24 protein-coding genes are annotated in these 23746 nt (G+C 30.8%); 3 read left to right on the top strand and 21 right to left on the bottom strand.

Annotated elements, in window-relative coordinates:
• Positions 1-14: 14 nt before the first annotated feature.
• The 17 genes from CN601_RS03455 to CN601_RS03370 all read right to left on the bottom strand — a co-directional run bounded on the left by CN601_RS03455 (position 15) and on the right by CN601_RS03370 (position 16968).
• Positions 15-1778, bottom strand: coding sequence for a terminase large subunit (locus CN601_RS03455; protein ID WP_098170065.1), 1764 nt, complete (start codon positions 1776-1778; stop codon positions 15-17).
• A 6-nt stretch (positions 1779-1784) separates the two neighbouring features.
• Positions 1785-2147: a P27 family phage terminase small subunit gene (locus tag CN601_RS03450; protein WP_098170064.1), complete on the bottom strand. Its 363-nt coding sequence runs from the start codon at positions 2145-2147 to the stop codon at positions 1785-1787.
• Positions 2148-2289: 142 nt separating this feature from the next.
• A complete protein-coding gene (locus CN601_RS03445; RefSeq protein ID WP_098170095.1) occupies positions 2290-2577 on the bottom strand; it encodes an HNH endonuclease in 288 nt (95 codons plus the stop codon).
• Positions 2578-2653: 76 nt separating this feature from the next.
• Positions 2654-2908, bottom strand: coding sequence for a hypothetical protein (locus CN601_RS03440; protein ID WP_098170063.1), 255 nt, complete (start codon positions 2906-2908; stop codon positions 2654-2656).
• A gap of 69 nt (positions 2909-2977) precedes the next feature.
• Positions 2978-3241: a DUF5659 domain-containing protein gene (locus CN601_RS03435; RefSeq protein WP_098170062.1), complete on the bottom strand. Its 264-nt coding sequence runs from the start codon at positions 3239-3241 to the stop codon at positions 2978-2980.
• A gap of 1 nt (position 3242) precedes the next feature.
• Positions 3243-3797, bottom strand: coding sequence for an HNH endonuclease (locus tag CN601_RS03430; protein ID WP_098170061.1), 555 nt, complete (start codon positions 3795-3797; stop codon positions 3243-3245).
• An 878-nt stretch (positions 3798-4675) separates the two neighbouring features.
• The gene (locus tag CN601_RS03425) at positions 4676-6139 is read right to left on the bottom strand and encodes a hypothetical protein (protein ID WP_098170060.1); all 1464 of its coding nucleotides are present in this window, start codon (positions 6137-6139) and stop codon (positions 4676-4678) included.
• 80 nt (positions 6140-6219) lie between these two features.
• Positions 6220-7320: a hypothetical protein gene (locus CN601_RS03420; RefSeq protein ID WP_098170059.1), complete on the bottom strand. Its 1101-nt coding sequence runs from the start codon at positions 7318-7320 to the stop codon at positions 6220-6222.
• A 705-nt stretch (positions 7321-8025) separates the two neighbouring features.
• Positions 8026-8211: a hypothetical protein gene (locus tag CN601_RS03410; protein ID WP_098170057.1), complete on the bottom strand. Its 186-nt coding sequence runs from the start codon at positions 8209-8211 to the stop codon at positions 8026-8028.
• A gap of 201 nt (positions 8212-8412) precedes the next feature.
• Entirely contained in the window at positions 8413-8949 is a 537-nt protein-coding gene (locus CN601_RS03405) for a DUF3102 domain-containing protein (protein ID WP_098170056.1), read from the bottom strand.
• Positions 8950-9794: 845 nt separating this feature from the next.
• Positions 9795-10145 carry a hypothetical protein gene (locus CN601_RS03400; protein ID WP_098170055.1) on the bottom strand — a complete coding sequence of 117 codons (351 nt, stop codon included), beginning with the start codon at positions 10143-10145 and terminating at the stop codon, positions 9795-9797.
• Between the two features lie 1626 nt (positions 10146-11771).
• The gene (locus CN601_RS03395) at positions 11772-12677 is read right to left on the bottom strand and encodes a tyrosine-type recombinase/integrase (protein WP_098170054.1); all 906 of its coding nucleotides are present in this window, start codon (positions 12675-12677) and stop codon (positions 11772-11774) included.
• A gap of 183 nt (positions 12678-12860) precedes the next feature.
• On the bottom strand, positions 12861-13076 hold the full coding sequence (locus tag CN601_RS03390; protein WP_373604949.1) for a YneF family protein: 216 nt from the start codon (positions 13074-13076) through the stop codon (positions 12861-12863).
• 85 nt (positions 13077-13161) lie between these two features.
• Positions 13162-13599, bottom strand: coding sequence for a sporulation inhibitor of replication protein SirA (gene sirA, locus CN601_RS03385; protein WP_098119731.1), 438 nt, complete (start codon positions 13597-13599; stop codon positions 13162-13164).
• A 191-nt stretch (positions 13600-13790) separates the two neighbouring features.
• On the bottom strand, positions 13791-15794 hold the full coding sequence (gene tkt / locus CN601_RS03380; RefSeq protein WP_098170053.1) for a transketolase: 2004 nt from the start codon (positions 15792-15794) through the stop codon (positions 13791-13793).
• Positions 15795-15973: 179 nt separating this feature from the next.
• The gene (locus tag CN601_RS03375; RefSeq protein WP_098119729.1) at positions 15974-16213 is read right to left on the bottom strand and encodes a DUF896 domain-containing protein; all 240 of its coding nucleotides are present in this window, start codon (positions 16211-16213) and stop codon (positions 15974-15976) included.
• Positions 16214-16311: 98 nt separating this feature from the next.
• Positions 16312-16968, bottom strand: a complete 657-nt coding sequence (locus tag CN601_RS03370) for a YneB family resolvase-like protein (protein WP_098119728.1) — start codon at positions 16966-16968, stop codon at positions 16312-16314.
• 141 nt (positions 16969-17109) lie between these two features.
• On the opposite strand from CN601_RS03370, the gene lexA reads away from it, so the two are divergent.
• Positions 17110-17757: a transcriptional repressor LexA gene (gene lexA / locus CN601_RS03365; protein WP_098119727.1), complete on the top strand. Its 648-nt coding sequence runs from the start codon at positions 17110-17112 to the stop codon at positions 17755-17757.
• 113 nt (positions 17758-17870) lie between these two features.
• On the top strand, positions 17871-18497 hold the full coding sequence (locus CN601_RS03360; RefSeq protein ID WP_098170052.1) for a GyrI-like domain-containing protein: 627 nt from the start codon (positions 17871-17873) through the stop codon (positions 18495-18497).
• 275 nt (positions 18498-18772) lie between these two features.
• On the opposite strand, the gene CN601_RS03355 is transcribed toward CN601_RS03360, so the two are convergent.
• The 3 genes from CN601_RS03355 to CN601_RS03345 form a co-directional block, all read right to left on the bottom strand.
• Positions 18773-19213: a hypothetical protein gene (locus CN601_RS03355; protein ID WP_098119725.1), complete on the bottom strand. Its 441-nt coding sequence runs from the start codon at positions 19211-19213 to the stop codon at positions 18773-18775.
• A 289-nt stretch (positions 19214-19502) separates the two neighbouring features.
• Entirely contained in the window at positions 19503-19919 is a 417-nt protein-coding gene (locus CN601_RS03350; protein WP_098170051.1) for a GNAT family N-acetyltransferase, read from the bottom strand.
• Between the two features lie 124 nt (positions 19920-20043).
• On the bottom strand, positions 20044-20685 hold the full coding sequence (locus tag CN601_RS03345; protein WP_098119723.1) for a glucosaminidase domain-containing protein: 642 nt from the start codon (positions 20683-20685) through the stop codon (positions 20044-20046).
• A gap of 233 nt (positions 20686-20918) precedes the next feature.
• On the opposite strand from CN601_RS03345, the gene CN601_RS03340 reads away from it, so the two are divergent.
• Positions 20919-21254, top strand: a complete 336-nt coding sequence (locus CN601_RS03340) for a L,D-transpeptidase (protein WP_098119722.1) — start codon at positions 20919-20921, stop codon at positions 21252-21254.
• Positions 21255-21448: 194 nt separating this feature from the next.
• Here CN601_RS03340 and CN601_RS03335 read toward each other — a convergent pair whose 3' ends face one another.
• Entirely contained in the window at positions 21449-23746 is a 2298-nt protein-coding gene (locus tag CN601_RS03335; protein WP_098170050.1) for a glycoside hydrolase, read from the bottom strand.

Here is a 23746-nt window from a genome sequence, read left to right as displayed (position 1 = left end):
CACCACCCTTCTAGTTAACTATTTAACCATTTACCAACAGCAACACTGGTTGCCATGTCTTCTAGCATCTGACAACATGCAAATACTGAAGCATCAAACAAATCAATTCGTTGGTTGTCCATTACTTTTGAGAATTCAATCATGTCATCTGTCTTTTCAATTGCTTTTACGTTCTGGACACAATATTCAAACGCTTGATTCCCTAAGTAATATAATTCTTGATTTTTTGCCTTTACTTCTATTCGTCTAAAGCCTTCTGACTTACGATAGAAATATTGTGGTTGATCTACTATTTTGAAGCCTGATTGTTTCATCTTTAAGAAAAACTCTCTCCCAAATTTTCGATCAAATCCAACCATCTTAATTTTGAATCCCATTTTCTTCATGTTAATAAACCAGTTAACAACATCGTCATAATGTACTGTAGGTGTATTACTCATAGTTAAAACTCCATCGTCTTGCCAACCAAATAGAGGGATATTATCTTCTTCTGCTTTATGAGTTGCAGCTACAATTGGAAAGAATGCATGACTGATTACAATGTCTACTTCTTTACCATCTTTCATTCTGTATCGTCCACATAATGCTGAAGCCGTTAAATCGTGTAGCTTACTGCCATCAAATCCCCCATACCACGTGATAGGTAATTTGGCCAATTCTTCTAATGTCCATTTATACTGAGCATTTGAGTGCTTGAACTCGTTTATATCGAAGTATGCCTTTAACGAATTTGTAAAAATATTTAAAGTCTTATTTAAAAATTCCCCTCTTGTTTGAGGATCGTTCAACGCTAATTCAGCATCACGCATTAAATCATCCAATGAAACAGATACACCAAGAGAAGGATTTGCCATTTCTAAAATTTTAGGGTCAGTAAAATTTGGAACTTCACCTTTTTCGTTTTGATCTGCTTTACAAATAAAAATAAAATATTCGTCATCTACAATTGTTCCGTTTAATACCTTTTGACAATACTTCAAACGGTTTGCTAAAAATCCAGTAGGGATATCACCTGCTGTAGAAATCGCTATAAGCAACTTATTACGGTAGGCTTTCTGTGAATTTTTCATCAAGATATACTTTTTCGAAGATTTCCAAGTGTGGGTTTCATCTAGTATCAACAGGTTCGAGTTCAACGAATCAAGACGACTTTCATCGGCCGCTAATGCTTGAATAAAAATAGAGCCTTCATCACCAAAATTTTTAGTGATTGAATGCTCTTGGTTGTTGTCTCTTATTCGAATTGTTTTATCATTCAAACGGCTTATGTTATATTGCAAAAATCCAAATGATTCGAGAGTTTGTTTTAAACTGTTTGCTAGTATGTAGAGCTTTGAGCCACTTTTTCTTTCAAGAATAGAAAGTGCCCAACCTAACGCTGAAGCAAATGCTGTTTTGCCCTGCTTTCTAGGAATCATGAGTAGCGATTCGGAAAATCGTTTAAGTAAAGTTGATTGTCCATTTACATCTTTTTTAAAGAATCCTAGTAAATTAACAATGACAAACTTTTGCCAAGGTTGTAGCAATAAAGGAGTCCCTTTTAGAGGGATACCCAATAAGCTTTCACCTTGTTGGTGGGCGATAGTTCCTTCTATTAATCCAATTACAAAATCAAATTGATCCTGTCTGAAGTCTAAATCATCACGTTTTAAGTCATTTAAGAATCTTTGAGCAGATTGAATATTTTCTTGACAAGCTATTTTATTACCAGATACAATTGATTCTGCATATTCCAAAGCCACCTTGAAATTTTGCGAATCAATGTGTGAAATATTCATTTACATTCAACCCTGCTTGGCAAGAAATTGAGCAAGAACTGATTGCTCCTGTTGTTTAGGTGGCTCAACATTCAATGATTTTGGATTCAAAGTTAAACGGTCAGAATAGGAAGCAATATCCTTCCGTAATGATTCCATGGCGGTGTAAAGAGGTACTTTTCTCATGTTAGTTGCTCCAGCTTTATTTGTATATTCCTCTTCAACTTGATAGTTCGATTCCTCAAATTGAATTTCAAATGAAATATATTGATGAAGCATACCGGCATAAATTTCAATAAGCTGGTTATATTCTTTTTTATACGTCCCCATGTTTTTCATGTCTTTTATTATTTTATTTTCTATTTGTTTTTTTGTTTTCAATTTTACCAATTTTCTCACCTCATTTCTTTTCTTCTAATTTTTCCACACCCCTTTTTCGTCACGAAAGTACTGTGGAGGGAAGAAGCTCTCCCCCTCGTTCCCCTAATAACATATATTTTTTATAAAAAATAAGGGGGGACTCAAAAATATTCTAATTAAAAACTTTATCTCGAAATCTTTCTTGTAATTGCTTACCTTTTACAGTAATTTCATTTGTACTCCTATCATGAAATGAATTGTGACAAGTGTTGCAACAAGAATATAAGTTTGAACTCTTCATACCATATTGAGGATAATGTTCAAGAGGATATATATGGTGAACAGTTGTTGCTGTTGTACTCTTACCATATCGCTTACACTCTTGACATAGATACTCGTCACGTCTTAACACGTTATCTCTCTTCTTCTTCCATGTAGATGCCTTGTAGAAGTTAGTCATCATATCACCTTCCCAACCCAAATAAAAATGACACCAGTTCCATTTAGAAACAAAGTGTCATCATTGAAACTATTATTTAGTTATGAAACATGTAATCAGCTATATTATAATTATCATCTTTTTTTGATTGTTTAACCTCTTCAGCATAAAAAATTAATGTTCCATCAGTTTTTACTTCTGATTGTTTTACTTTAAAGCTTTTATTTTGAATCTGTACAATATGTGAATTTAACATCATTAACGCGACTGTGCCTGTTACTTGCTCTATGTATTTTATTTCGTTACCACTATCAACTGAATAAACAATTACATCAATATTTTGATTGGTCATTTCTTGACACCTCCTCCCTAATAAGAATCTAATTTACTAAATTCTACAAAAGTAAGAGATGTCCTTTATTTAACTATATCTAAAGTCCTGTTTTTTAAACTTTTCTAACACTTGATTTATTTCTAATTTCACGGTTGAAAATTGAATTATGTAAGTTTTGAGATTGATTAATGACTCGTTAGACCTATATTCTTCTATTAACTGATGTAATAATTGATCATTACTGTCATATAGTGCGTAAACTTTTTGCTTTTTCTCATTGTAACTTAACTTTTTAAAATCTAACCCATTCACTTTCAGCCAAGTAATTAAATTTATAGAGTATATTTTCATTTCAGTTGCTCCTAGCAGTGTATGTATAATTTAAAACAACATTTTGTATTGAACGGCTTGTAACACCTAGTAATTTCCCTTTTGCTTTGTACCACTCAATCTTGCTACCAGTCCAATTAATAAACTCTTCTCTAAGTTGTTGAGCAGTTTCCATTGACAATCTGATTTTATTCCAACTTCTACTACTAGAGTTCTTTTTATTTGCAGTTGAAGTCGCCAACCTTAAATTTGATATACTATTATTCTTTGTATCTAGTCGATTAATATGGTCAATCTCCATGCCCATATTACGCCAGTAGCTTTTCGGCGCTCCTAAATAGCTGCTCATAACAATTTCAGATAAATAAAGGTTATGTTTATTTCCATTATCATCAATTAAAGTAGTCATCAGGTATTTATTGTTATCTCCAGTACCTTTAGCTCCAATTAGTAACCATTTATTCGATAATTTTGACCAAACATTACCGGTCGGACAATGCACCATATAATTACTGAACCCATATAAAGGAGTCATTTCTCCACTTAATTTCTCAAAGCATAATTCTTCTTGCATCATTTTAAACACTCCATTTCATAATTTTTTCCATAAAAAAAGACAAGCGAGAATAATATTCGCCTGTCTGATTTGATATAAGTTCTTATAATTTTTAAAAACTGCCCACTTGGTAACATGAGTTCACTATTCATTTGGTGAATAGCGAAAATTTAGATAGCTTTTAAAAACTACAAAATATTGTTGCCCTTCAAAACGTCAACAATTTCTATATTTATATAAATAAAAAAAAGGAAGCAGGTTATCCTACTTCACCCTTATCAAACTCCATATGCTCTTCAATGTATCTAATACTTCAGTAACTATAGATATAAATATAAGACCTACTATTGTTATAACTCTAATAAACGCATATAAAAACACCATGAATACCACTAATTGAATTAAACTCATAATTAATTAACCACCTTATATATAATTCACCTTTTACTCGTTACTGTACGATCAACAGGCATCGAGTTAACGACACCTGCTCATACAGAATAAAAATAAACATATTAGGAGTTGCTAAATCTTTTATTTTAAGTCGGAGAAGTAGCTTACCAGATTGGAATACTGGGTACCGACATTTTTTAATTTTTTATATTATTTATACCTTACATAAAAATGAATAACTCACATTTAGGACTGATTCATATAATTATGGGTTGCTAAAAGTAGCTTAAATCAGTCTCATATGTCAGATATTCATAATCAGAAAGGAGTTGTTCCCAATATCTTAACTTATCTTTCTACTATATATAATGACTTTTAACCTATTTTTACAATTTTCCATCTAAAAAACTTTACAAATTTGATAAATAGTGTTATTATTAAAATTTTCCTTTATTTCAATATTAAACACAAAAAAGATGAGCCATTTCTGACTCACCTTCTACAATTTAACCTATTTTTTTATTTATGTATCTCTTTCTGTCTACTTCACTCTTACAACTCTTACATTGATCTTTGTAGCCATCGTTCTTCATCTTATCTACCGGGAAGTTTCGTTCATTTAGCAACTTATCTTCTCCGCATGTATTACAAGTCTTATAAGCCAGATGTAGCTTATCAATCCCATTCAGATATGTGTGTACTAATTTTGTGCTAATCTTTTTAAATAAGCTCTCTAATTGCCTCACAGTTAGACTGTGTTTCATGAAAATGTAATCTACAATAACATTTTTTATAACAGTCATATCTTTTACACACGGATAAATTTCATCTAATTCAGCTTTACTAAATACCTTTCTGCCTAATACTAAATCAACTATTTCTCTCTCACTTTTAGTTAAATTAACTTGACCTAATAATTCCTCAAAGCCACTTAAAATGATATGAGTATAGCTACCCGACTTAATCATTTCTTTTAACTCTGCAAAAACAGAGCTTCCATTTTTCATTTTGAAAAGTTTATTTACATCTTCTACATTTGAAAACTCAAAATCTGCAAATGCTTCATCAAATATATCTACATCTGATTTCGTGTTATTACTTCTTATAGGTTTTCTAATCGCTTCCTTAACTTGGAACATTTCGTATGTAAGCTCATTGATCCATTTACGTAAGTATCCAGTAGAGTTGATGTAACCTAAATATTCTTGACTTACATTAGGAATATCAGTAAAATTTATATTAACATTTGTATTATCATCTGTGGAGTTGTTTACTGTTGGCGCAGCAGACAGCTCTTTTAATCGTTCTTTTAGTTTATTAATTGCATCCTGATATTTGCTTAAATCACTATATTTATCAAATTTTTTAAAGTCCTCTTCACTCACTTCACGTTTTAACACTTTAGTCACCTTAGGATTATTATTTGCAACTTCATTTTCCAATTGATTCAGGTGAATACTTCCAGTAACATTATACTTTTCTTCATGAATGTAAACTTCACGAATACTATTATTACTCTGAGCATTCTTACTTAAAATAGTTTTATCGTCATATTTTTTGCTCATTCTTTGAGTAAATGTTAAATCTGACTCTGCATCATTCAACATTTCATCTCTTACTTCGGCTTCTTTATTCATTTTATCCACCATTAATATTTCATCTGCTAAACTTTCTAATGTTGTACAAAACCAGTCTTCCTCTGCACGTTTACAATTTTTCTTTTTGTGATTATGTGTTTTCGCATATTCCTCTGAGTTGATCATATCCCAAATTGCATCATTACCATCTAATTCATCATTTAATTGTTCCATGCTAATCAAACCATTTTTAACTTTACCTTTTAGACTATTAATTTCTGAAACTACTTGATTATTTGTGAATGTGCGGCTATTGCGTTGATCACGTACTGATTTTTCACCATAGTTGATGTAGCTTTCTACTTTTGATTGGTTGTTGTTTAAGTTTGTCATTTTATCTATCTCCATTTTCTGAATAATTTTGATTAATATATTTGTACCAGTTAGATTTCTATGTTATAATTGAAACAGTACTAAAAAATTATGTTAGCTACTTCTTCAATAGTTTTATCATGAACCATTTTCTTCTGAGGAATTGGTTGTTTTTCGTGTTCAAATTTACCAAACGGGACAGCTTTACCATTTTGAATTACTATGAGATTAGATTTAACTATTGTAATTTCCTCATCCATGAATTCGTATGGAGATTCAGCATTTAGAATATCTCTAAAGTTCGGATTATGTCCCCCGAAATACTCTTCATCTGGATCACTTTCAATCGGTTTATTTGAATCAATTCCTGCAGCTAACATATCAGCTATATCTTTTTCCTCTGATTTATGATTACGTTGCGGCCTCTTTCCAAATCCACTTCCAGATTTAACCTTTGATACTTTTACCTCGTCAACTTGAATAGGTTCAATTAGAATTTCGTTTTTCTTAGTTTGAATAGTTTTTTGTTTCTGATTGAATGGAGTAATTTTATAAACGTTACTGTCTTGCTGCTTCTGATTACGCCCATCAACAGTTGAATCTGAATAATTACCAATATTCTTGTAGATAACTCCCCTTTCTACTGCATCATCGATAATTCTAATAGCTGATCTAGTGTTAACTCCTAAAATATTTCCCCAACTACTGTACGAAAGTTTGCATCCTGTTTCCCATTTAGAAACAACATAATAAATATATAAATCTCTTGCAGATGAAAATTCTAATAGCTTGGTATATGGTATCATGCTGTAATTCATAAATTTATTATCTTCATCAACTTGTTTATTTTCAGAGACTCCATCATTCATAATTTCCATATCATTAATTGTGAATTCTAGTGTGCTATGATTCTTTAAGTCTTCATTATTTCTATGTGAAATGAAAACTTTTTTATCGATAAGTGACAATATTACTTCTTTAATTTTACCCATGTTCTTTGAGTCACCTTTGACAAATTTAACAGGTAATAAATCATTAATTGTATAGATGCAAGTTCTGATTGAATTGTCATGCCCCCTATACGTAAATAGAAATGAATAAATATAAAATTCATCCTCAGTAAGATGAAATTTTGATTTTGCAGAGGAAAAAGGATTGTAAGCTCTGACGAAATCATCACTAGTGAAATTTTTAATTAACATTGGTATTGCCTCCTGGATATCATTTAATTTTGAATTTAATAGGTGGGAATGTATTCATTCACGCCAGTTTTCTCTGTAATATGTTTCCTATGTAAATATGTTTCCTATGTATACTGTGTTATAAATGGAAAAATCTATACCATTCATAACACTACCTAGTGTCATAGATGGAATTTTTTTGCCGATTATAACATAACCCTAGTGTTATAAATGGAATTATTTTACCTCTTTTAACACTAGGTTACGCACTCTTCAACGCCTTGAATTCTTTAAAACTAGTTTGAAAGGTATCATCCGATATGTACATAAAGAACATTTTCATACTTGCCGGATGAATAGCTTTAGTTATGTAATAGATATTTTTAGAGCGTAAATGTTTAACTAGCGATAAATCGTAACAATAGAAAAATTTGATTTCATTTTGAATATTCATGGATTATTCCACCTTTAGTTTATTAATTAATTTTTTCTATTTAAGTTTGATTTAACATGTGATGAAACAATTTGTTACAACCAATTAAACCACCTCCTAAAATTTATTTTAATTACTGTTGACATCACCATATCTATCGTATATAATTCATTTATAGTTACATTTTTATAGTATGTTAATATCGCTACAATACTGAGTAATTGCATATATAACGGTAGACCTCTATCTTACCACGACTAGATACATTGTGTCTAGTCTGATTTGCATTTATTCTATAATCGTACTAAAAGTGCTTCAAGCTCCTTAATTTTGTCCAAGCTATATTTTCTATTGTTGTTTTTCCAACTAACTAAATTCTTATAGTTCCATCCAAGCTTATCAGCGATAAACTTCAATTTAATTCCTTTAGTTTCTAAAATGTGAATCAATAATACTCTAACTTCTGCTACTTTATTCATTATGATCTCACCTCCTTTAAGTTAAATTTAAATCATTTGCATATAAAAGGTTGCTTTACTAGGACAAAAAAATATTAGTTCCTACTATATATAGTCATTTTCTGACTAAAATAACATGATTTCATCTAAATTTGCTTATTTTATTTATGGGTATTTGTGAAGTTCATCGTAAATCTGACAAAACTCAGATCTAATACACACCTAACCTTTTAACGATGGTTCATGTAAATACCCTTGAACTAGAGATATAAGCAGTTTTCTTAGTGAAACTCCCTTTTTGCATGGGGAAATTCTAACAGAAAAATCTCTAAGTCCAATTGATGGACTTAGAAAATCAATCACTTTCTTAACTTCACGTAGTTCCCTCACTGTCATCTCATCAACTGTTTTTTTTTCGCCAGAAGAGGGTATACTATGTTGTTGAGTTATAAATTCTTGTTTATCTACATTTTCAGGTAATTGAAGAATTTCAAATATCTTTCCACTACCTAGTTGGAACGATGTCGTTCCAAGTTCTTTGTGAGCCTTAATAAAACGGTTTACAGTTTGTCTTGTCATATCTAAATCTTTATTACACCATTTATCAAATTCTCCATATCCTTTTTCTTTAAAAAGTTCATTTTTAGCGTGTTCTAACCTCTTACCAATTTCAAATATCGCTTGCCCAGCTACATTTTTATAACTGTTAATTTCTGCGGTGATGATGTTTATATCTGTTGAAAGTGTTAATTCATTCATTTTTAAATTCTCCCTTTATTGGATCTATAACAAACATTTAGTTCCCATAAAATCCAATGAATAATTTATACTTTTATTACACATACTAATACAGATGAGCCAGCTCTGCTCCTTTTCCATCATCCATGCAGAATGAACGGCTCATCTATTGCTATTTAAAGTAACAATTTGAAGTTATTGAAATATCAAATATAGAACAATTACATGATTATTTTTCACAAGAGAGTCTTACCTCAGAGAGATTCAGTTGTTTTTTATTTTTATAGTATAAATCCCTTATTTTTAAAAATACTTATTAATAAACTCCCCTGTTACACAAAAAAATAAAAAAATAGATAAGCTTTTAAAACTACACAAAGTTTTTTTACAGGGGAGTTCCTACTTTTCTAACGTAAACATTTCTAATTAATCCCATATAATGTTTTAAGCAGTTCTACATTTTCAAAATCACCTATTTTACATCGCTAGAGAAGTTCTTTTTTAGAGCTTCTTTTTTTACTATATAAAACTGTATAGTGTTCTCTTTTATTACAATCCGTTACTGTACCCCCAATAATATACGGCTACACAATGACCCTACCTTTCTATTATGGTAAAAAATATCTCCAAAAAATAAATATAGACAGAAAAGGAAATAAATCCTAATCCGTCTTTACCTTTGTTTTGTTATTGCTTATCTGGTTTTACTAAGATCATGGATGATTTATCCACAAAAAAATCTATACAAATTTATGATTAAATTTTACTCGGAAAAAGTTTCTTCTCTTGATGATAAAGGAATGGTTAAAGTGATAAACACTTTATACGAAGTATTAAATCTTATTGATCGTTTTTATAAAGGCATTTTATTCAGATACTTTTTTCAATGTTTTCATATCGTTAATTAATGAATTATAAAATTGTAAATAAAAATCTGAGTCTCCATCATTAAAACCATCTTTAATAAAACTGATATCCTGTTTCATTGCGCCAATATAAAGTTTTTGTTTATCACTGTTGGCCTGATCATTCAACTTAGATAAATCATTTTCTATTGTTTCTATTTTGTCCATTGTCTTAGTATCATTGTTTTTTAAATTGTCACCTAATGAAATGATATTATTATTCATAGTGTCATAAGTTTTATTATATTCTTTGTTGGAACTACAACCCATTAATAAAGCTATCATTGAAAGTGTTACAATTAATTTTTTCAATTGGATTTCCTCAAATATAACATTTATTACTATTGTATGGACAATGTCAATTATTTAGAAATCAATTAGAGTTTTCTTCATAAAATTAAATGAATAATTTATACTTTAAATACAAATACTTTTTATATAGGTCTTGCTTATTACAACCAATCGCTTATGTACCTCAATGACCTATGTACATCTGACTCCTGTCTCACGCATGTGGCAGGAGTTATTATTTTTTGTATAATTTTTTATAAAAGTCACACAATAACACAGATGAGCCAGCTCTGCTCCTTTTCCATCATCCATGCAGAATGAATGGCTTATCTTTTTTTATATAATTGAGTTAATTTCACGAATACCAGCCTTATGTACCAAGGCTTCAAAAGGCATAAAAAGAGAGAAACTCCCAAGTAAATGAGTTTCTCTAAAAATAGGTGAATAATAGGTGATATTGGATAAAAAAAATAAATGTTACTATACAATTATTATATAAAAATTAATTTTAATTGCTCTGGTTATACGTCTTTAAATCATATACAAATTTAGTTTACATAGACACTGTTATCGATAAAAAAAAAAGAGAACCAAGTTCTCTTTTTCAGGTGGTAGCAATGGCAACAAACTTCTTAATATAATATATTATTTTAATAGCTTTATTGTTTGGATTTTTTTACTAGTTTCTTACATTTAGTTCCTACTTTTCTTATAACTTATTTATCTTCATTATCTTCAACAACTCTATAATACTCCTCATCGATAAATCTAATGTCATCTTGGAACATAATCTTAGCCAGTTTTCGATAAAAATCATCCGAAAACACAACTTTTCGTGGATCATTTTGTTCAGTTATAACAACCTCAAAATTTTCACCATAAATTTACCCTATAATTTTTTGTCCTGTAAACTCATCATAACCATAATCCCCTTCTATTATCTCCCCATATTTAATTTCATTTTTGTTCTCTTTTTTCATGATTTCCACCTCAAATTTAATATTTTGCACTTGACATTAGGTTCTTCAAAAAACTGAAATGGGAGTGACACATGGACAACGGCTAGCAAGAATACTTACCTTATTCTTATAATAAAAAAATAAAGTAAGTAAGTATTCTGAAACGGTCGTTTTACTATGGAATCCGTTGCCCTTGTTTGAATACTAGCTTTCGCTATAACTGACTTTTAACATGTAATATCTATCCTACATGCTTGAATAAAAGGGAATTTGTAACAATAACAAATAAATTCAATAACCTTTGATTTATTCAATTTTCAGCTTTACCCATACCGTTAGTATGCTAGATAACCACCAGACCTTATGTAGTCCTCACATAGACTTGACACACCGTAAACAAGGAAACGGTCTAATTGTGTCAACGCTGACTTTATGCAGCCCCTCAGCTTAGGTTATGGCGGTTATAGTGTGTGCTATGCTTTCCACTACCTTACAGTTTCTAAAAAAGACAATAAGAAACTAAGCCTATTGACCACATTTTTTGAAAAATGGTATAATAGACGTACAAGAAGGATTTGTTCTATTCAATTTTTAGTCGAGTTGGATCAAATAAAATCTTCGTTGGACTCCTACTGCACATAGGAGTCTTTTTTTTGTTTAGTTTGTTGTAAAGCTTGTCCTATATTAATTACTTTAAATTCATAAGAGGACTTGATGAAATTGCCTTATTCAACAATTGCTCATCATTCATACTCTGCAAATATCTCTGGGTAATAGAAATGTCAGAATGACCGAGAAGACGACTTAGTGAATACAAATCTAAAGTGCCACTATTCAAAGATTGCACTGAGTAAAAGTGGCGGAATGTATGTGGAGATACTCTTTTACCTTCAATACAAGCTCTTTTCCCAGCTTCCTTAATGATATTGTGTATTGCTACATGAGACATTTCTCCGCCAGTATAAGATAAGAAATAATTATCAAATGTTACTTTGTCTTCAAAGTACTGTTTTTTCTTTCTCTCATACTTAATCAAAATTCTTTTTAAAGCCGGACTCACAAAAACAACTCTTTCTTTATTCCCCTTTCCATTTACTAGAATTGTAGTTTCTTTTAGATTAATTGATTTTAGCCCTCGGATCTCCATTGCTCTTAATCCACAATCAGCAAGCATAGCCACAATTGCTTTGTTTCTGGCTTCTAAGTATGTTTTATAAGAAAAAGCTTCTACCATGGATTGGACTTCCTTAAGAGTAAAACCCTTTAATACTTTTTTCGGTACTCTTGGTAACTCAACTTTCGAAGCAATATTTTTCTCAATATACTCTTCTCTTACACACCAAGAGTAGAAAGCCCGTATCAACTTTAACATTGTAATAACACTTTGAGGTTGAAGTCCTTTTTCTGTTTTATATCTTGCATAAGTTCTAAGATCAAGTAGAGTAATTTTTTCAAAATCTATAATTCCACGTTCTTCCTTTAAATAAATTTTAAACTGTTTCAATTCTTGCCTTTTATTTATCATTGTTTTCTTAGTGAAACCTTTTGCTCGGCAGTAGTATAAATATTCTTCTAGAACATCTTCTAACAACAAAAAAACCACTCCCCATTGGTTTATTTTCCAATAGAAAAGTGGTTTCGAATTAGTATAATGAAAGATTGAGTTAGAAATTATAAATCTCATATGAAGGATTAACCCAAGTAAGTTTTTCAACGAGATTATTCCACACATTTATCTCAAAAACAAGCTACAAACCCTTGGTACACCTAAGATTTATTATTTTGTTTGGTTGTTCATAGCCTTCATCATTTGGTTAATTTTCTTTTGTGAAGGTTTTTGTCCCATTTGAGCCATCATTACTTTTAACATTTGTTCGTTAATTGGTGGATTTTTCTTTAAATAGTTCATTGTGTACTGACGAGCTATGAAAAATCCAATCGCAACACCAGCAATTAATGCTAGTACTCCGACTAGAACATAATAATACCACATACTTATTGCTTCCTCCTTAAAATCATCTAGAAACAATTTTACTAAAACTAACCAGTTAATACAAGAGCATTCTGCAATTTAATCGTTAAATATACTTTTGATAGGCAATCGGTCTAAGCCAGCCAAATCGCTGATCCTTTACATCAATCGCTATAAATGTTGAACGAAATTTTCTTAACAACTCGAAAAAGATTGTTTCAGCCTCAAGTGTTCCATCTGCATACAAGATCAGTTCGTTAGGATATATTTTTAGCTGTGCCTTTGCACCATCAGTAAGTTCTAGAAGATATTCCCCAGTCTCTTCATATAGGTAGATCTGCTCTGGATTAATTTTGCGAAAAAATGTGTGTAGCTCAAATAAAGGTATTGGTTCGGTAATATATTCTAATTGTTTTTCGATTATTTTCCTTAGTTCAAAGGTTGAATAATAATACTCATATACTAGTTGATATATTTTATGCTCTTTACCATAAAATTCTATAGACAGTGGTTCTCGAATTAAAAAAATTTTATACTCTCTCATATCTTGTCCACTCCCAACAACTATCTGTATGGAAGATTATATATAATTCCTTACAAAATATTTGTCACTTTAAAGGAGTGAAAACCAACTAGTTTTGTCGAAAAATATTTAAAAAAGCATTATATAGAAAAAATTTTAGGAAAAAGGAAAAGATTTTAACTTTCTTTTCCTTTTTTCCCTTTTTCAGTCTTTTATTGTAATACTTTTTTTGCTACAGATACTACATGATCTACAGTAAATCCGAATTTTTCCATTAATAAGTTACCAGGAGCAGATGCACCGAAAGTATCGATTGCAATAACTTCTCCATCGAATCCAACATATTTATGCCATCCGAATGAAGAACCCATTTCTACTGCTACACGTTTTGTAACTTCTTTTGGTAATACTGATTGTTTATATTCTTCAGATTGCTTTTCAAATAAGTCCATTGAAGGCATTGAAACAACTGAAGCAGAGATTCCTTCAGAAGCTAATTTTTCTTGAGCTCCAACTGCTAATTGCACTTCACTACCTGCTGCAATTAGTACAACATCAATTTTATCTTGTTTTGCAGGTGAAACGACATAAGCACCTTTTGAAACTTTATTATAAATATCAGTTGTAGTGCCTTCTAGAGTTGGTAAATCTTGACGAGATAAAACTAACATTGTTGGTGCATCTTTAGCTTCAACTGCTACTTTCCAAGCTGCAGAGCTTTCATTTCCATCTGCAGGACGAATTACATTAATATTTGGCATTGATCTGAATGCAGCTAATTGCTCAACTGGCTCATGAGTAGGGCCATCTTCGCCAACTGCGATGCTATCATGTGTAAATACATAAGTAACTGGTAAATTCATTAGAGCAGCTAAACGAATTGCAGGTTTCAAGTAATCAGAGAATACAAAGAACGTTGCTCCAAATGCATGTACACCTCCGTGAAGAGCCATACCATTTAATGCAGCACCCATTGCAAATTCACGTACACCGAACCAAATATTACGTCCATCGTAGCTTTCTCTCGTAAAGTCACCTTTACCATTCATATAAGTTTTGTTTGATCCAGCTAAGTCAGCAGATCCTCCAAAGAAGCTTGGTAAAACATTAGCAATTGCATTAATCGCTTCACCTGAAGATGAACGCGTAGCAATCTTTTTGCCGACTTCATATTTTGGTAATGTTGATTCTAAATCTACAGTAATATTACCTTCAATCGCATTTTTTAATTGAGTTGCTAATTCAGGGTATGTTTCTTCGTATTTAGCAAAAGTAGCATTCCATTCTGCTTCTTTTTTTGCACCAGCTTCAACGATTACTTTATTATAATGAGCATAAACTTCTTCTGGTACATAGAATGCATCTTCATAACTCCAAGCATATGCTTCTTTTGTTAAAATTGTTTCTTCTTTACCTAGTGGCTCACCGTGTGATTTTGATTTTCCTGATTTGTTTGGAGAACCATAACCAATTGTTGTTTTAACTTCAATTAATGTTGGTTTCGATAATTCTTCTTGAGCTTTTTGAATAGCTGCAGAAATTTCATCTAGGTTATTACCATCTTCAACACGTATAACTTGCCAGCCGTACGCTTTAAAACGGTCTTCTACGCTTTCAGAGAAAGAACGATTTAATTCTCCATCTAATGAAATATCATTCGAATCATAAAGAACTACTAAACGTCCTAATTGTAAATGTCCTGCTAATGATGCTGCCTCTGCAGAAACACCTTCCATTAAATCGCCATCACCACAAATTGAATATGTAAAGTGATCAACTACATTTAAGTTTTCTTTGTTATATGTATCAGCTAAATGACGCTCTGCTAAAGCCATACCGACAGCCATAGCAATACCTTGTCCTAATGGACCTGTTGTTGCTTCAACGCCATGTGTGTGTCCGTATTCAGGATGTCCTGGAGTGTTGCTTCCCCATTGACGGAAGTTCTTAATATCTTCAATAGATACTTCATAACCTGATAAATGTAGCATGCTATACAGTAACATTGAACCGTGACCTGCTGATAATACAAATCGGTCTCTGTTAAACCATTTTGCATTTTTAGGATTATGATTCATGAATTTTGCAAACAATGCATACGCCATTGGTGCAGCACCCATTGGCATTCCTGGGTGACCAGAATTTGATTTCTCGATTGCATCAATTGATAAAGTACGAATCGTATTAATTGCTAATTGTTCAATATTAGTAGTCATAAATTTCGCTCCTTTAGCTTATTCATAAATATTATCATATAATTTACCATGATTTATTACAATAACTAACACTTAGTTTTGACATTTTTAAGGAATTCTTTCCAAGAAATAGAAAAAAGCAGAAATTTCATCTGCTTTCAATTGTTATCATTTACTTAAATATAAAATATTAATTTCTTTTAATGTAAATTTCTTTTACGCATCGCTTTTTCATATTTTAACTTTGCAGGTGTTATGTCATTTCCTTTTTCATCGACAATTTTAATCGAAGTTAATTCATCGACCATACGAGAACGGAAATCTGCTAAATATTCTTTTCTCAATTGATCTTGTTCGATTTTCTCTTCAGGATTTAATCCTACTTCTTTGGACTTTTTTGATAATTCATTTATTCTATCTAAAGTTTTTTTAGTAACCATTTCAACCTCTCCTTTATTTAAATCTTATCTATTCATTGTTCTATATAGACAAAGTAGCTAAAATCATTTCAATGTATCTCATCTTACAATAAATTGCTTTAGCTTTCAATATTGGAGTTTTCTTTCATATGTTCATTATATCTTCTATTAACTGTTGCCTTTGAAACGTTATAACCAAAACCCCTTAAGGTAGCTGCTATTTCTTCAAAAGTAAGTTCATTTTGACGTAATCTTACTATTTCTAATATAGGTAATTCTAACTTATCTCTTCCACCCGCATTTACACTACCGATTAAGTTTTTTTGAGGTTTGTATCCGTTTTCAACCGCCTTTCTCATACCTCTTTTTATTTTCATATTATGAATTTTCCGCTGATATTCCTCTACAACACTTAAAATTTCTAAAACCATTTCATCACTTTCACTTAATTGAAATTGTCCATTATGAGAAGATGTAAATAATCTAATATTTTCTTTCTTCAAATAGTGTAATAGCGCAATTCGAGCATGCCCTCGACCTAGTCTAGTTTCATCTTGTATAAGTAGAGCATCTACCTGATTTTCCTTTATAACTTGGAATAACTGATATAAACCATCACGTTCTACTTCATATCCACTTGCTTGTTCACTAATTGAATCTAGAATACACATTCCCATCCGGTTTGCTAATTCGGTTAGTTCACTTATTTGTCTATGTAATGATGTCTCTTGCGAATCCTTGGCAGTACTTACTCTTGCATAAATTATTGCATTCATTAACTGTTCCCTCCATACGAACATGAAAACTACTTTAATAAAAAATAGAACTAACGTTTGTATATCATATCCTATCATGATATAATGAAAAAAATAAAGAGGAACGTATTATCTACTTTATATAGCAAGGGGGAAATTAGGATGAACAAATTATCTAAAAGGCAAGCAGAGATACTAGCTTATATTAAAGATGAAGTAAAGATTAAAGGTTATCCACCTTCAGTTCGGGAAATTGCTGAGGCTGTTGGGTTAGCTTCAAGTTCTACAGTACATGGACACTTAGAAAGACTAGAACAAAAAGGATTTATTCGCAGAGACCCTACAAAACCGCGTGCGATTGAGATTCTAGGCGATGCAACTACTGTTGTCAATGAACCACAAGCTCCATACAGTGAAGTGTATAACGATATTATTAACATCCCTGTAATTGGTAAGGTTACTGCAGGTATTCCAATTACTGCTGTAGAAAACGTAGAAGAATACTTTCCATTACCTACATCTGTCGCTCCATCTAACGAACAAGTGTTTATGTTACGTGTAGAAGGAGATAGTATGATTAATGCAGGTATTTTGAATGATGATCTAGTAATTGTTAAGAAACAATTTACTGCTGAAAACGGAGAAATTGTTGTAGCAATGACAGAAGATAGTGAAGCAACTGTTAAACGTTTTTATAAAGAAACTGACCATTTCAGACTTCAACCTGAAAATGACGCACTATATCCAATCCTATTAAAACAAGTATCAATTTTAGGAAAAGTAATTGGTGTTTACCGTACATATCATTAATGAAACTTTTAAAAGCAATGACATTTTTATGTGATTGCTTTTTATTTTTATAAGAATTGTTTTAAATTGTAGAAGCAACATCACACAACGTAATCAATAAGGGAGTTTTTTTAGTGAGTAAATTTGAATGGAGAAAAAGTTTAAAAGAAATTTATCTACCTAAAAGTGAGCCTTCTAAAATTAATTTACCTTCATTTAACTACATAACGATTGAAGGACAAGGTAATCCAAATAATGAATTATTTAAAGTTAATGTAGAAGCACTTTATTCATTAGCATATGCAATTAAAATGTTACCTAAAAAGGGAATTGTTCCAGAAGGATACTTTGATTATACTGTTTTCCCGCTCGAAGGAGTTTGGGACTTAGATGAAGAAGGTAGAAAGCTTGACTATTTAAATAAAGATCATCTTCTATATAAATTAATGATCAGACAACCTGACTTTGTAACAGACAATTTAGCTCAAATTGTCTTAGATCAACTAAAACAAAAAAAGAAAAATCCACTACTAGAAAACGTTAAATTCGAATCGATTACAGAGGGTTCATGTGTTCAAATGATGCATGTCGGAAGCTATGACGATGAACCACGAACTTTTAAACAAATGGAAGAGTTATGCATGGAGAATGGTTTACAAAGAGTTCAAAAAACACATAAAGAAATCTATATTTCTGATGCAAGAAAAACTCAACCTGAAAAATTAAAAACTATATTAAGGTTTCAAGTAGAAGAACTTTAGTCTAGAAATAATAATAGAGCTTGCAAAAACAAGCTCTTCAAAATGGTTGAAATATAAAAATTCTATAGTGATCAATTACTTTATGCACAATTAATTAATTATAAAGATATCGTGTTTTGAAGATTTATTAATAATTTTAAATGTTAATATGTTTTAGCAACTAGTTTCCATCAAACTCTAGTAATTGGTCGTTTCAGCTTTCATTTACAACAGAATAAAGAGCCTGGATATTCCAAGCTCTTCATTTTAAGGTTCAATATTTTTTATTAAATCAATCATTCACTATAACTCTCAAAAGTCTTTTCTAAATCATCTCTAAAAGCAATTGCTAAATAATTATCAATAATATTTCTTGTAATTGGAGATTGAAATACTTGACTCTTATATGCCCCACTATCATATTCAATTATATCAATCTTACTTTCGACCTGTTCATTTTGCAATTCATCGAAGTATTTAATAGTGACTACGACTTCAGTATCTTCAATAACGATTTGTAACTCTCTTTGATTTAACAAAACTTCAATCACATTGTTTTTATCAATCATTATATCAAATTCACCATTTGAAACCTCAATTTCCTTTTTCAGAGACTCCTTTAAATCAACAAAATATGATTCAAACTTCTCGCACATCTTATTATAGGCCATATTTTCTGTAACAGTTTCTTTATAAATTGCTTTTGTTCTTAATATAAACTCCCTTTTAAAATCCATATTTCCACTCCTTGTACTGATATAATTGGAGCATTTATATATTATTTCTATTCATATAGCATAGGTAAATAGAATAACAGGAAGAAGGTATTTAAAAATTTTTAAACAAATTAGACTAAAGTAATTAATAAAACATAAACTTATGTAATTTGATTTATGCTTTCATTAATCGAACTGATAAATATGTCACGCTTTTCAAAATTACTTGTTAAAAGATTAAAACTATTATTCATATCCTATTTGAGTAATAGGTTTTTTATGAGCTTTTACATAGTTTAATTGGAAAAAACTAGTGTATCACTTTCACAAAGACAATTTCGGGATCCCCTTCATCTAAGTTTTCAATAGTTCCACTTTCTATATAACCTAAAGTATAAAACACATTTTGCATTAAACTATTTGATTGATTAGTTGAAGAAAATACTTTTTTTCCGCCTATTTTTTCTATATATTCCATAAGATTTCGAGCAATACCTAATCTTCTCATTCTTGGTGAAACAATGATCAAATCAATAAATAGATGACCGAAGAAAAACTTATGAAAAATTAAAAATCCACCTATACTTTTATTTATCTCACAAACTATACATCTATTTTCTTCAATTGAATTATGTATTTTATTTTCCCTTTTTCGACTTCCAATTACTTGTGAATCTATAAATACGATTGATTCGTAATCATTTACTAAAGCTTTTCTAATTTCCACAAAATCTCATCCTTCCATAAGATTACTATTCACTAAAATCATTGCTTTTCCCTTTAAATAAGTAACTAAAAAATATGACCTGTATTATATGAATACAAGGTCAATTTATAAACTACTAATCACTTTATATATTCGATGGATAGAAAAGTTTGCTCCATGTTTTTACTCCAACAATTCCATCTACTACTAAACCGTTTTTACTTTGAAACTCTTTAACGGCTTTTTCAGTTAGGATACCAAATATCCCATCCACTTTTACTCCTATTTTTTCTTGTACCTTTTTAACTCGCACTCCTCTTGACCCTTTTTTTAAGATTCCCTTATACGGATTCGATTCTATTTGCATAATCTTTTTATATAATCCATTTTTTATATTTGCATTATTTACTGAAATGAGCACATCTGCATAATTTGGGTCAGCTGCCCAGCCTGCATCAGCAATTGCTTTAAACTGTTCATCCGCCGTTTTGAATGTTTTGACTTTGCTATATCGCGGATTACTTAATATGAAATCGACATAACCCTGAACTGGATCAGCATATTTTATATAATATCCACCTTCGCTCTTAGGTCTAGCAGTTCCTCTCATACTAAGTGGTAAACCCGGATACCAGGTTTGGCCTGCAATATTATTATTCTTCTTAAAATTATTAGAAGTAAAATGTGCTGTTTCTACTTGCCATTGAGTATAAATTACCTCAGTTAACCAACCAATTCTCTTTGAAACTTCTTGAGCAAGTTGAAAATATTTAACAGTATTAGACACTATCGATTGATCCTCTCCTTTAGAAAGCTTGTCCTATAGTGTATTCAATAGATTTGAACTTGATATAAGCATTGGTAGATTATAAGAAATTTTTTTATAAGTAAATCTTAAATAGAATGGTATTTATTTTCGTATATTTTGAGTATTTAAGCCCTCACAAGTCCTTCCATTCCATATAAATTTAACATCTATTTTGATTCATACATACAATGTGTAAAACGGAGCTGATGAATTTGACTAATTGGATTGATATTTCTACTTCAAACCGACAACTTAAACTTTTCGATGGTAACAAACTAATTAAAACTTATCCAATCGGTGTAGGAAAGATGCTAACTCCAACCCCAACAGGAACATATACAATTATAAATAAAGATCCAAATCCTGGTGGACCTTTTGGAGTCCTATGGATGGGTTTATCAGCGCCACATTACGGTATTCATGGAACTGATAACCCTGCCTCAATTGGTCACTTTGTTTCACATGGCTGTGTACGAATGTACAATGAAGATGTTCTTGAATTGTCTTCAATGGTTTCAATCGGTACAGGAGTTCTAATTCGTAAATAATTTAGTGAGTTTAGTAGAAATAATACTTGTTGATCAATCAATAAAACTGATAAATATTCCTAATATGAAAACCTCTAAATTTCATTTAAAATTTCAGAAAATGTCTGTAAACTAAAAAAACACTACAAATCACAAGAAAACTGATCTTCTTGTAGAGTTATAGTGTTTTAAATTATGTTACGAGTACTCCATATTTAGTTATAAGGATTAAAAACAATCTTCTTATTTCCATCGTAAATTACCGCTGTCTTTGGTGAAATAGTCACATTACGGTACTTGAAATTTTCATCCGAAAAATTAACAATAACTTTGAGATTTTTTCCGAATGTTGTTGATTGTACTAAGCGATCATGTGAGAGGATTTTAAAATCTGTCATCTCTTTTTGAACAGCTTTTTCATGAAATGGCGACCATATTTTTAAATAGTTAGTTAACTTCGCTTTATTTTTAGTCCATTCCTTCGAATCAAGATGATAAAGAGGTGGAACATTATAAAGCAATTCGTAAAGCATGCGATTTTCTACTTCATCTTTTATTTTTAAGCTACCAAATTCCCAATGGTGAGTTGTTATAACTGAATTGTTATAAACTAATTTGTACATCGGCAATGTATAAACTGGATTTAAATAAACATCCTTATAAAGTTGTTTAATCGGTACTTGCTTACTATATCGATCTGGTATACTGTTTGTAGAAGACCAATATCCTCCAACATAATATTTACTTTGTTTATTTGTTCTCATATCGGGATCACTCCACTGTATTACAGGTGTTTCAATCCCATGGGCAAATGCAATCGTTTTACTTGCAAAGTCGTTTCCACCTTCAGACCCAACCACCATGTGCTTTTTCGTTGCGACATAATTCATTCGATTTAAGCGTGCAGCTAAATCTTGTTTTTGTGTTGTTGGATGATCAGTCGTGTAATCATCATAAATTTCCCCTGTCGCATCACAGTCAATAAACCAAGTATTGAAGTCGATATCATTTTGTAATATCCCGCCAACTCGTTGTTTAACACTTGGTAATGATAATGTTGGATTTAGCTTTCTACCTCTACCTAAAAATCCTTTAATTTTTTCGCCCTTTCTATTTGTAATCGTAGCATTTTGATATAGATTTTTATCTTGAAATGACGCAGTGTTCCAATCAATCGATGCATCTTTTTGAATTGAATGATAGGAATCATAAGGTCCAATTAAATAACCTAGTTCATTTGCTTGTTTTACCATTTGGGGATTCATTAAACCATTCGCCCAATTCGGAAGTCCAATCCAAGCTTTCTTAATACCGGAGTGATATAAATCATTTACTAAATCAATCGAATCTTTTTTCGCCCACTGATTAATCGGATCAATTGAATCCCCTAAAGAAATTTTTAAAAGATGCTTATTTAAAGAATAAAGTTCTTGTTCACTTAAATTCTTAATACCCCTTTTAATTAATTTATTTGATTCTTCATCTAACTTTGGAAAAATTGATTCTTTATATAATTGGGTTAATTTTAAGACACTATTTAAAGCATTTATGATATTGTTTTTTTGATAATTATCAAGATAAGTTTGTTTTTTGGCATCATTTAATACATTACTATATTCATTAAATTCTTCTGGGGCATAATCCTTTATTAATGCCTTAGTCCAGTCGAAGAAAGGTCCATTTAATTTCTTTTGAAGTAAATTCCATTTTATGTTTTCATTAGTAATTGCTTCACTATTCCATAAATAAATATGTGGTGCACCATATAGCTTTTTAATATTTTGGTTCTCTTTACTTTTTTCGTTTAGAGTTTTAAAGTCACCCTTTTCAACTATATAATCCTTGTAAACTTCTGCTATATGAACAATATTTTGATCTGTTACATAAATACGAAAACCATATGTTTTATCCGGATTAATCGTTGGAAATTCATGTTCAAATGCAAAATTAATTGAAGGTGCCGACTTAAACTTTACTGTATTATTGAACATATTTTTAGCAATGTAAGTAATCGAATACTTGCCCTTATTTAGAGTGAAAAATCTCATTGAAAAACTTTCAGCGAATGAAAGCTCCTCATTAGATAAAAACTTTTTCCAATTCTCATCATTACTTGGAATCAACTTCCCTTCTCCAAAAGGCATAATATAGCTTTTAGCGCTGACCTTTGGCCACTCAAAACTCTTTGCACCATTGGACCTAAGAGTTACATCTAAGTAATTCGCTTTCTTTTTAATCGCAACATCAATCTGTTGATCTGGATAACTCCATGAAGCTGACTGCTTTGATTTAACTAGTTTTGTAACTTTCTCCTTTTTCATTGGACTTGACGCACTTTCCTTTACTCCATCTTTCTCTACAAAAAGCTCAAACGTTTCTGGATTAACATCAAAAGTAAAATCATTTGGCTTATAAGTTGAAACAATTTTAGACTTTTTATTTTCTTTTTGACAACCTGAAAAAGTGCTCATTAGTAAAATACTTGAACAAAATAAAATAACTATTTTTTTCAT

It is taken from the genome of Bacillus sp. AFS017336 (genome assembly GCF_002555445.1).
Taxonomy (GTDB): Bacteria; Bacillota; Bacilli; order Bacillales; family Bacillaceae_G; genus Gottfriedia.
Note: the sequence above shows the minus strand (reverse complement) of the source record. Positions and strands in the feature narration are given on the sequence as shown.

Coding starts and splice junctions, on each gene's coding strand:
- CN601_RS03370 (WP_098119728.1), bottom strand. CDS start 16,968: ATGAATGCAATAATTTATGCAAGAGTAAGTACTGCCAAGGATTCGCAA.
- CN601_RS03410 (WP_098170057.1), bottom strand. CDS start 8,211: ATGAATAAAGTAGCAGAAGTTAGAGTATTATTGATTCACATTTTAGAA.
- CN601_RS03455 (WP_098170065.1), bottom strand. CDS start 1,778: ATGAATATTTCACACATTGATTCGCAAAATTTCAAGGTGGCTTTGGAA.
- CN601_RS03335 (WP_098170050.1), bottom strand. CDS start 23,746: ATGAAAAAAATAGTTATTTTATTTTGTTCAAGTATTTTACTAATGAGC.
- CN601_RS03425 (WP_098170060.1), bottom strand. CDS start 6,139: ATGACAAACTTAAACAACAACCAATCAAAAGTAGAAAGCTACATCAAC.
- CN601_RS03420 (WP_098170059.1), bottom strand. CDS start 7,320: ATGTTAATTAAAAATTTCACTAGTGATGATTTCGTCAGAGCTTACAAT.
- CN601_RS03390 (WP_373604949.1), bottom strand. CDS start 13,076: ATGTGGTATTATTATGTTCTAGTCGGAGTACTAGCATTAATTGCTGGT.
- lexA (WP_098119727.1), top strand. CDS start 17,110: ATGAACAAATTATCTAAAAGGCAAGCAGAGATACTAGCTTATATTAAA.
- CN601_RS03430 (WP_098170061.1), bottom strand. CDS start 3,797: ATGATGCAAGAAGAATTATGCTTTGAGAAATTAAGTGGAGAAATGACT.
- CN601_RS03445 (WP_098170095.1), bottom strand. CDS start 2,577: ATGACTAACTTCTACAAGGCATCTACATGGAAGAAGAAGAGAGATAAC.
- CN601_RS03405 (WP_098170056.1), bottom strand. CDS start 8,949: ATGAATGAATTAACACTTTCAACAGATATAAACATCATCACCGCAGAA.
- CN601_RS03355 (WP_098119725.1), bottom strand. CDS start 19,213: ATGGATTTTAAAAGGGAGTTTATATTAAGAACAAAAGCAATTTATAAA.
- CN601_RS03375 (WP_098119729.1), bottom strand. CDS start 16,213: ATGGTTACTAAAAAAACTTTAGATAGAATAAATGAATTATCAAAAAAG.
- CN601_RS03435 (WP_098170062.1), bottom strand. CDS start 3,241: ATGAAAATATACTCTATAAATTTAATTACTTGGCTGAAAGTGAATGGG.
- sirA (WP_098119731.1), bottom strand. CDS start 13,599: ATGAGAGAGTATAAAATTTTTTTAATTCGAGAACCACTGTCTATAGAA.
- tkt (WP_098170053.1), bottom strand. CDS start 15,794: ATGACTACTAATATTGAACAATTAGCAATTAATACGATTCGTACTTTA.
- CN601_RS03440 (WP_098170063.1), bottom strand. CDS start 2,908: ATGACCAATCAAAATATTGATGTAATTGTTTATTCAGTTGATAGTGGT.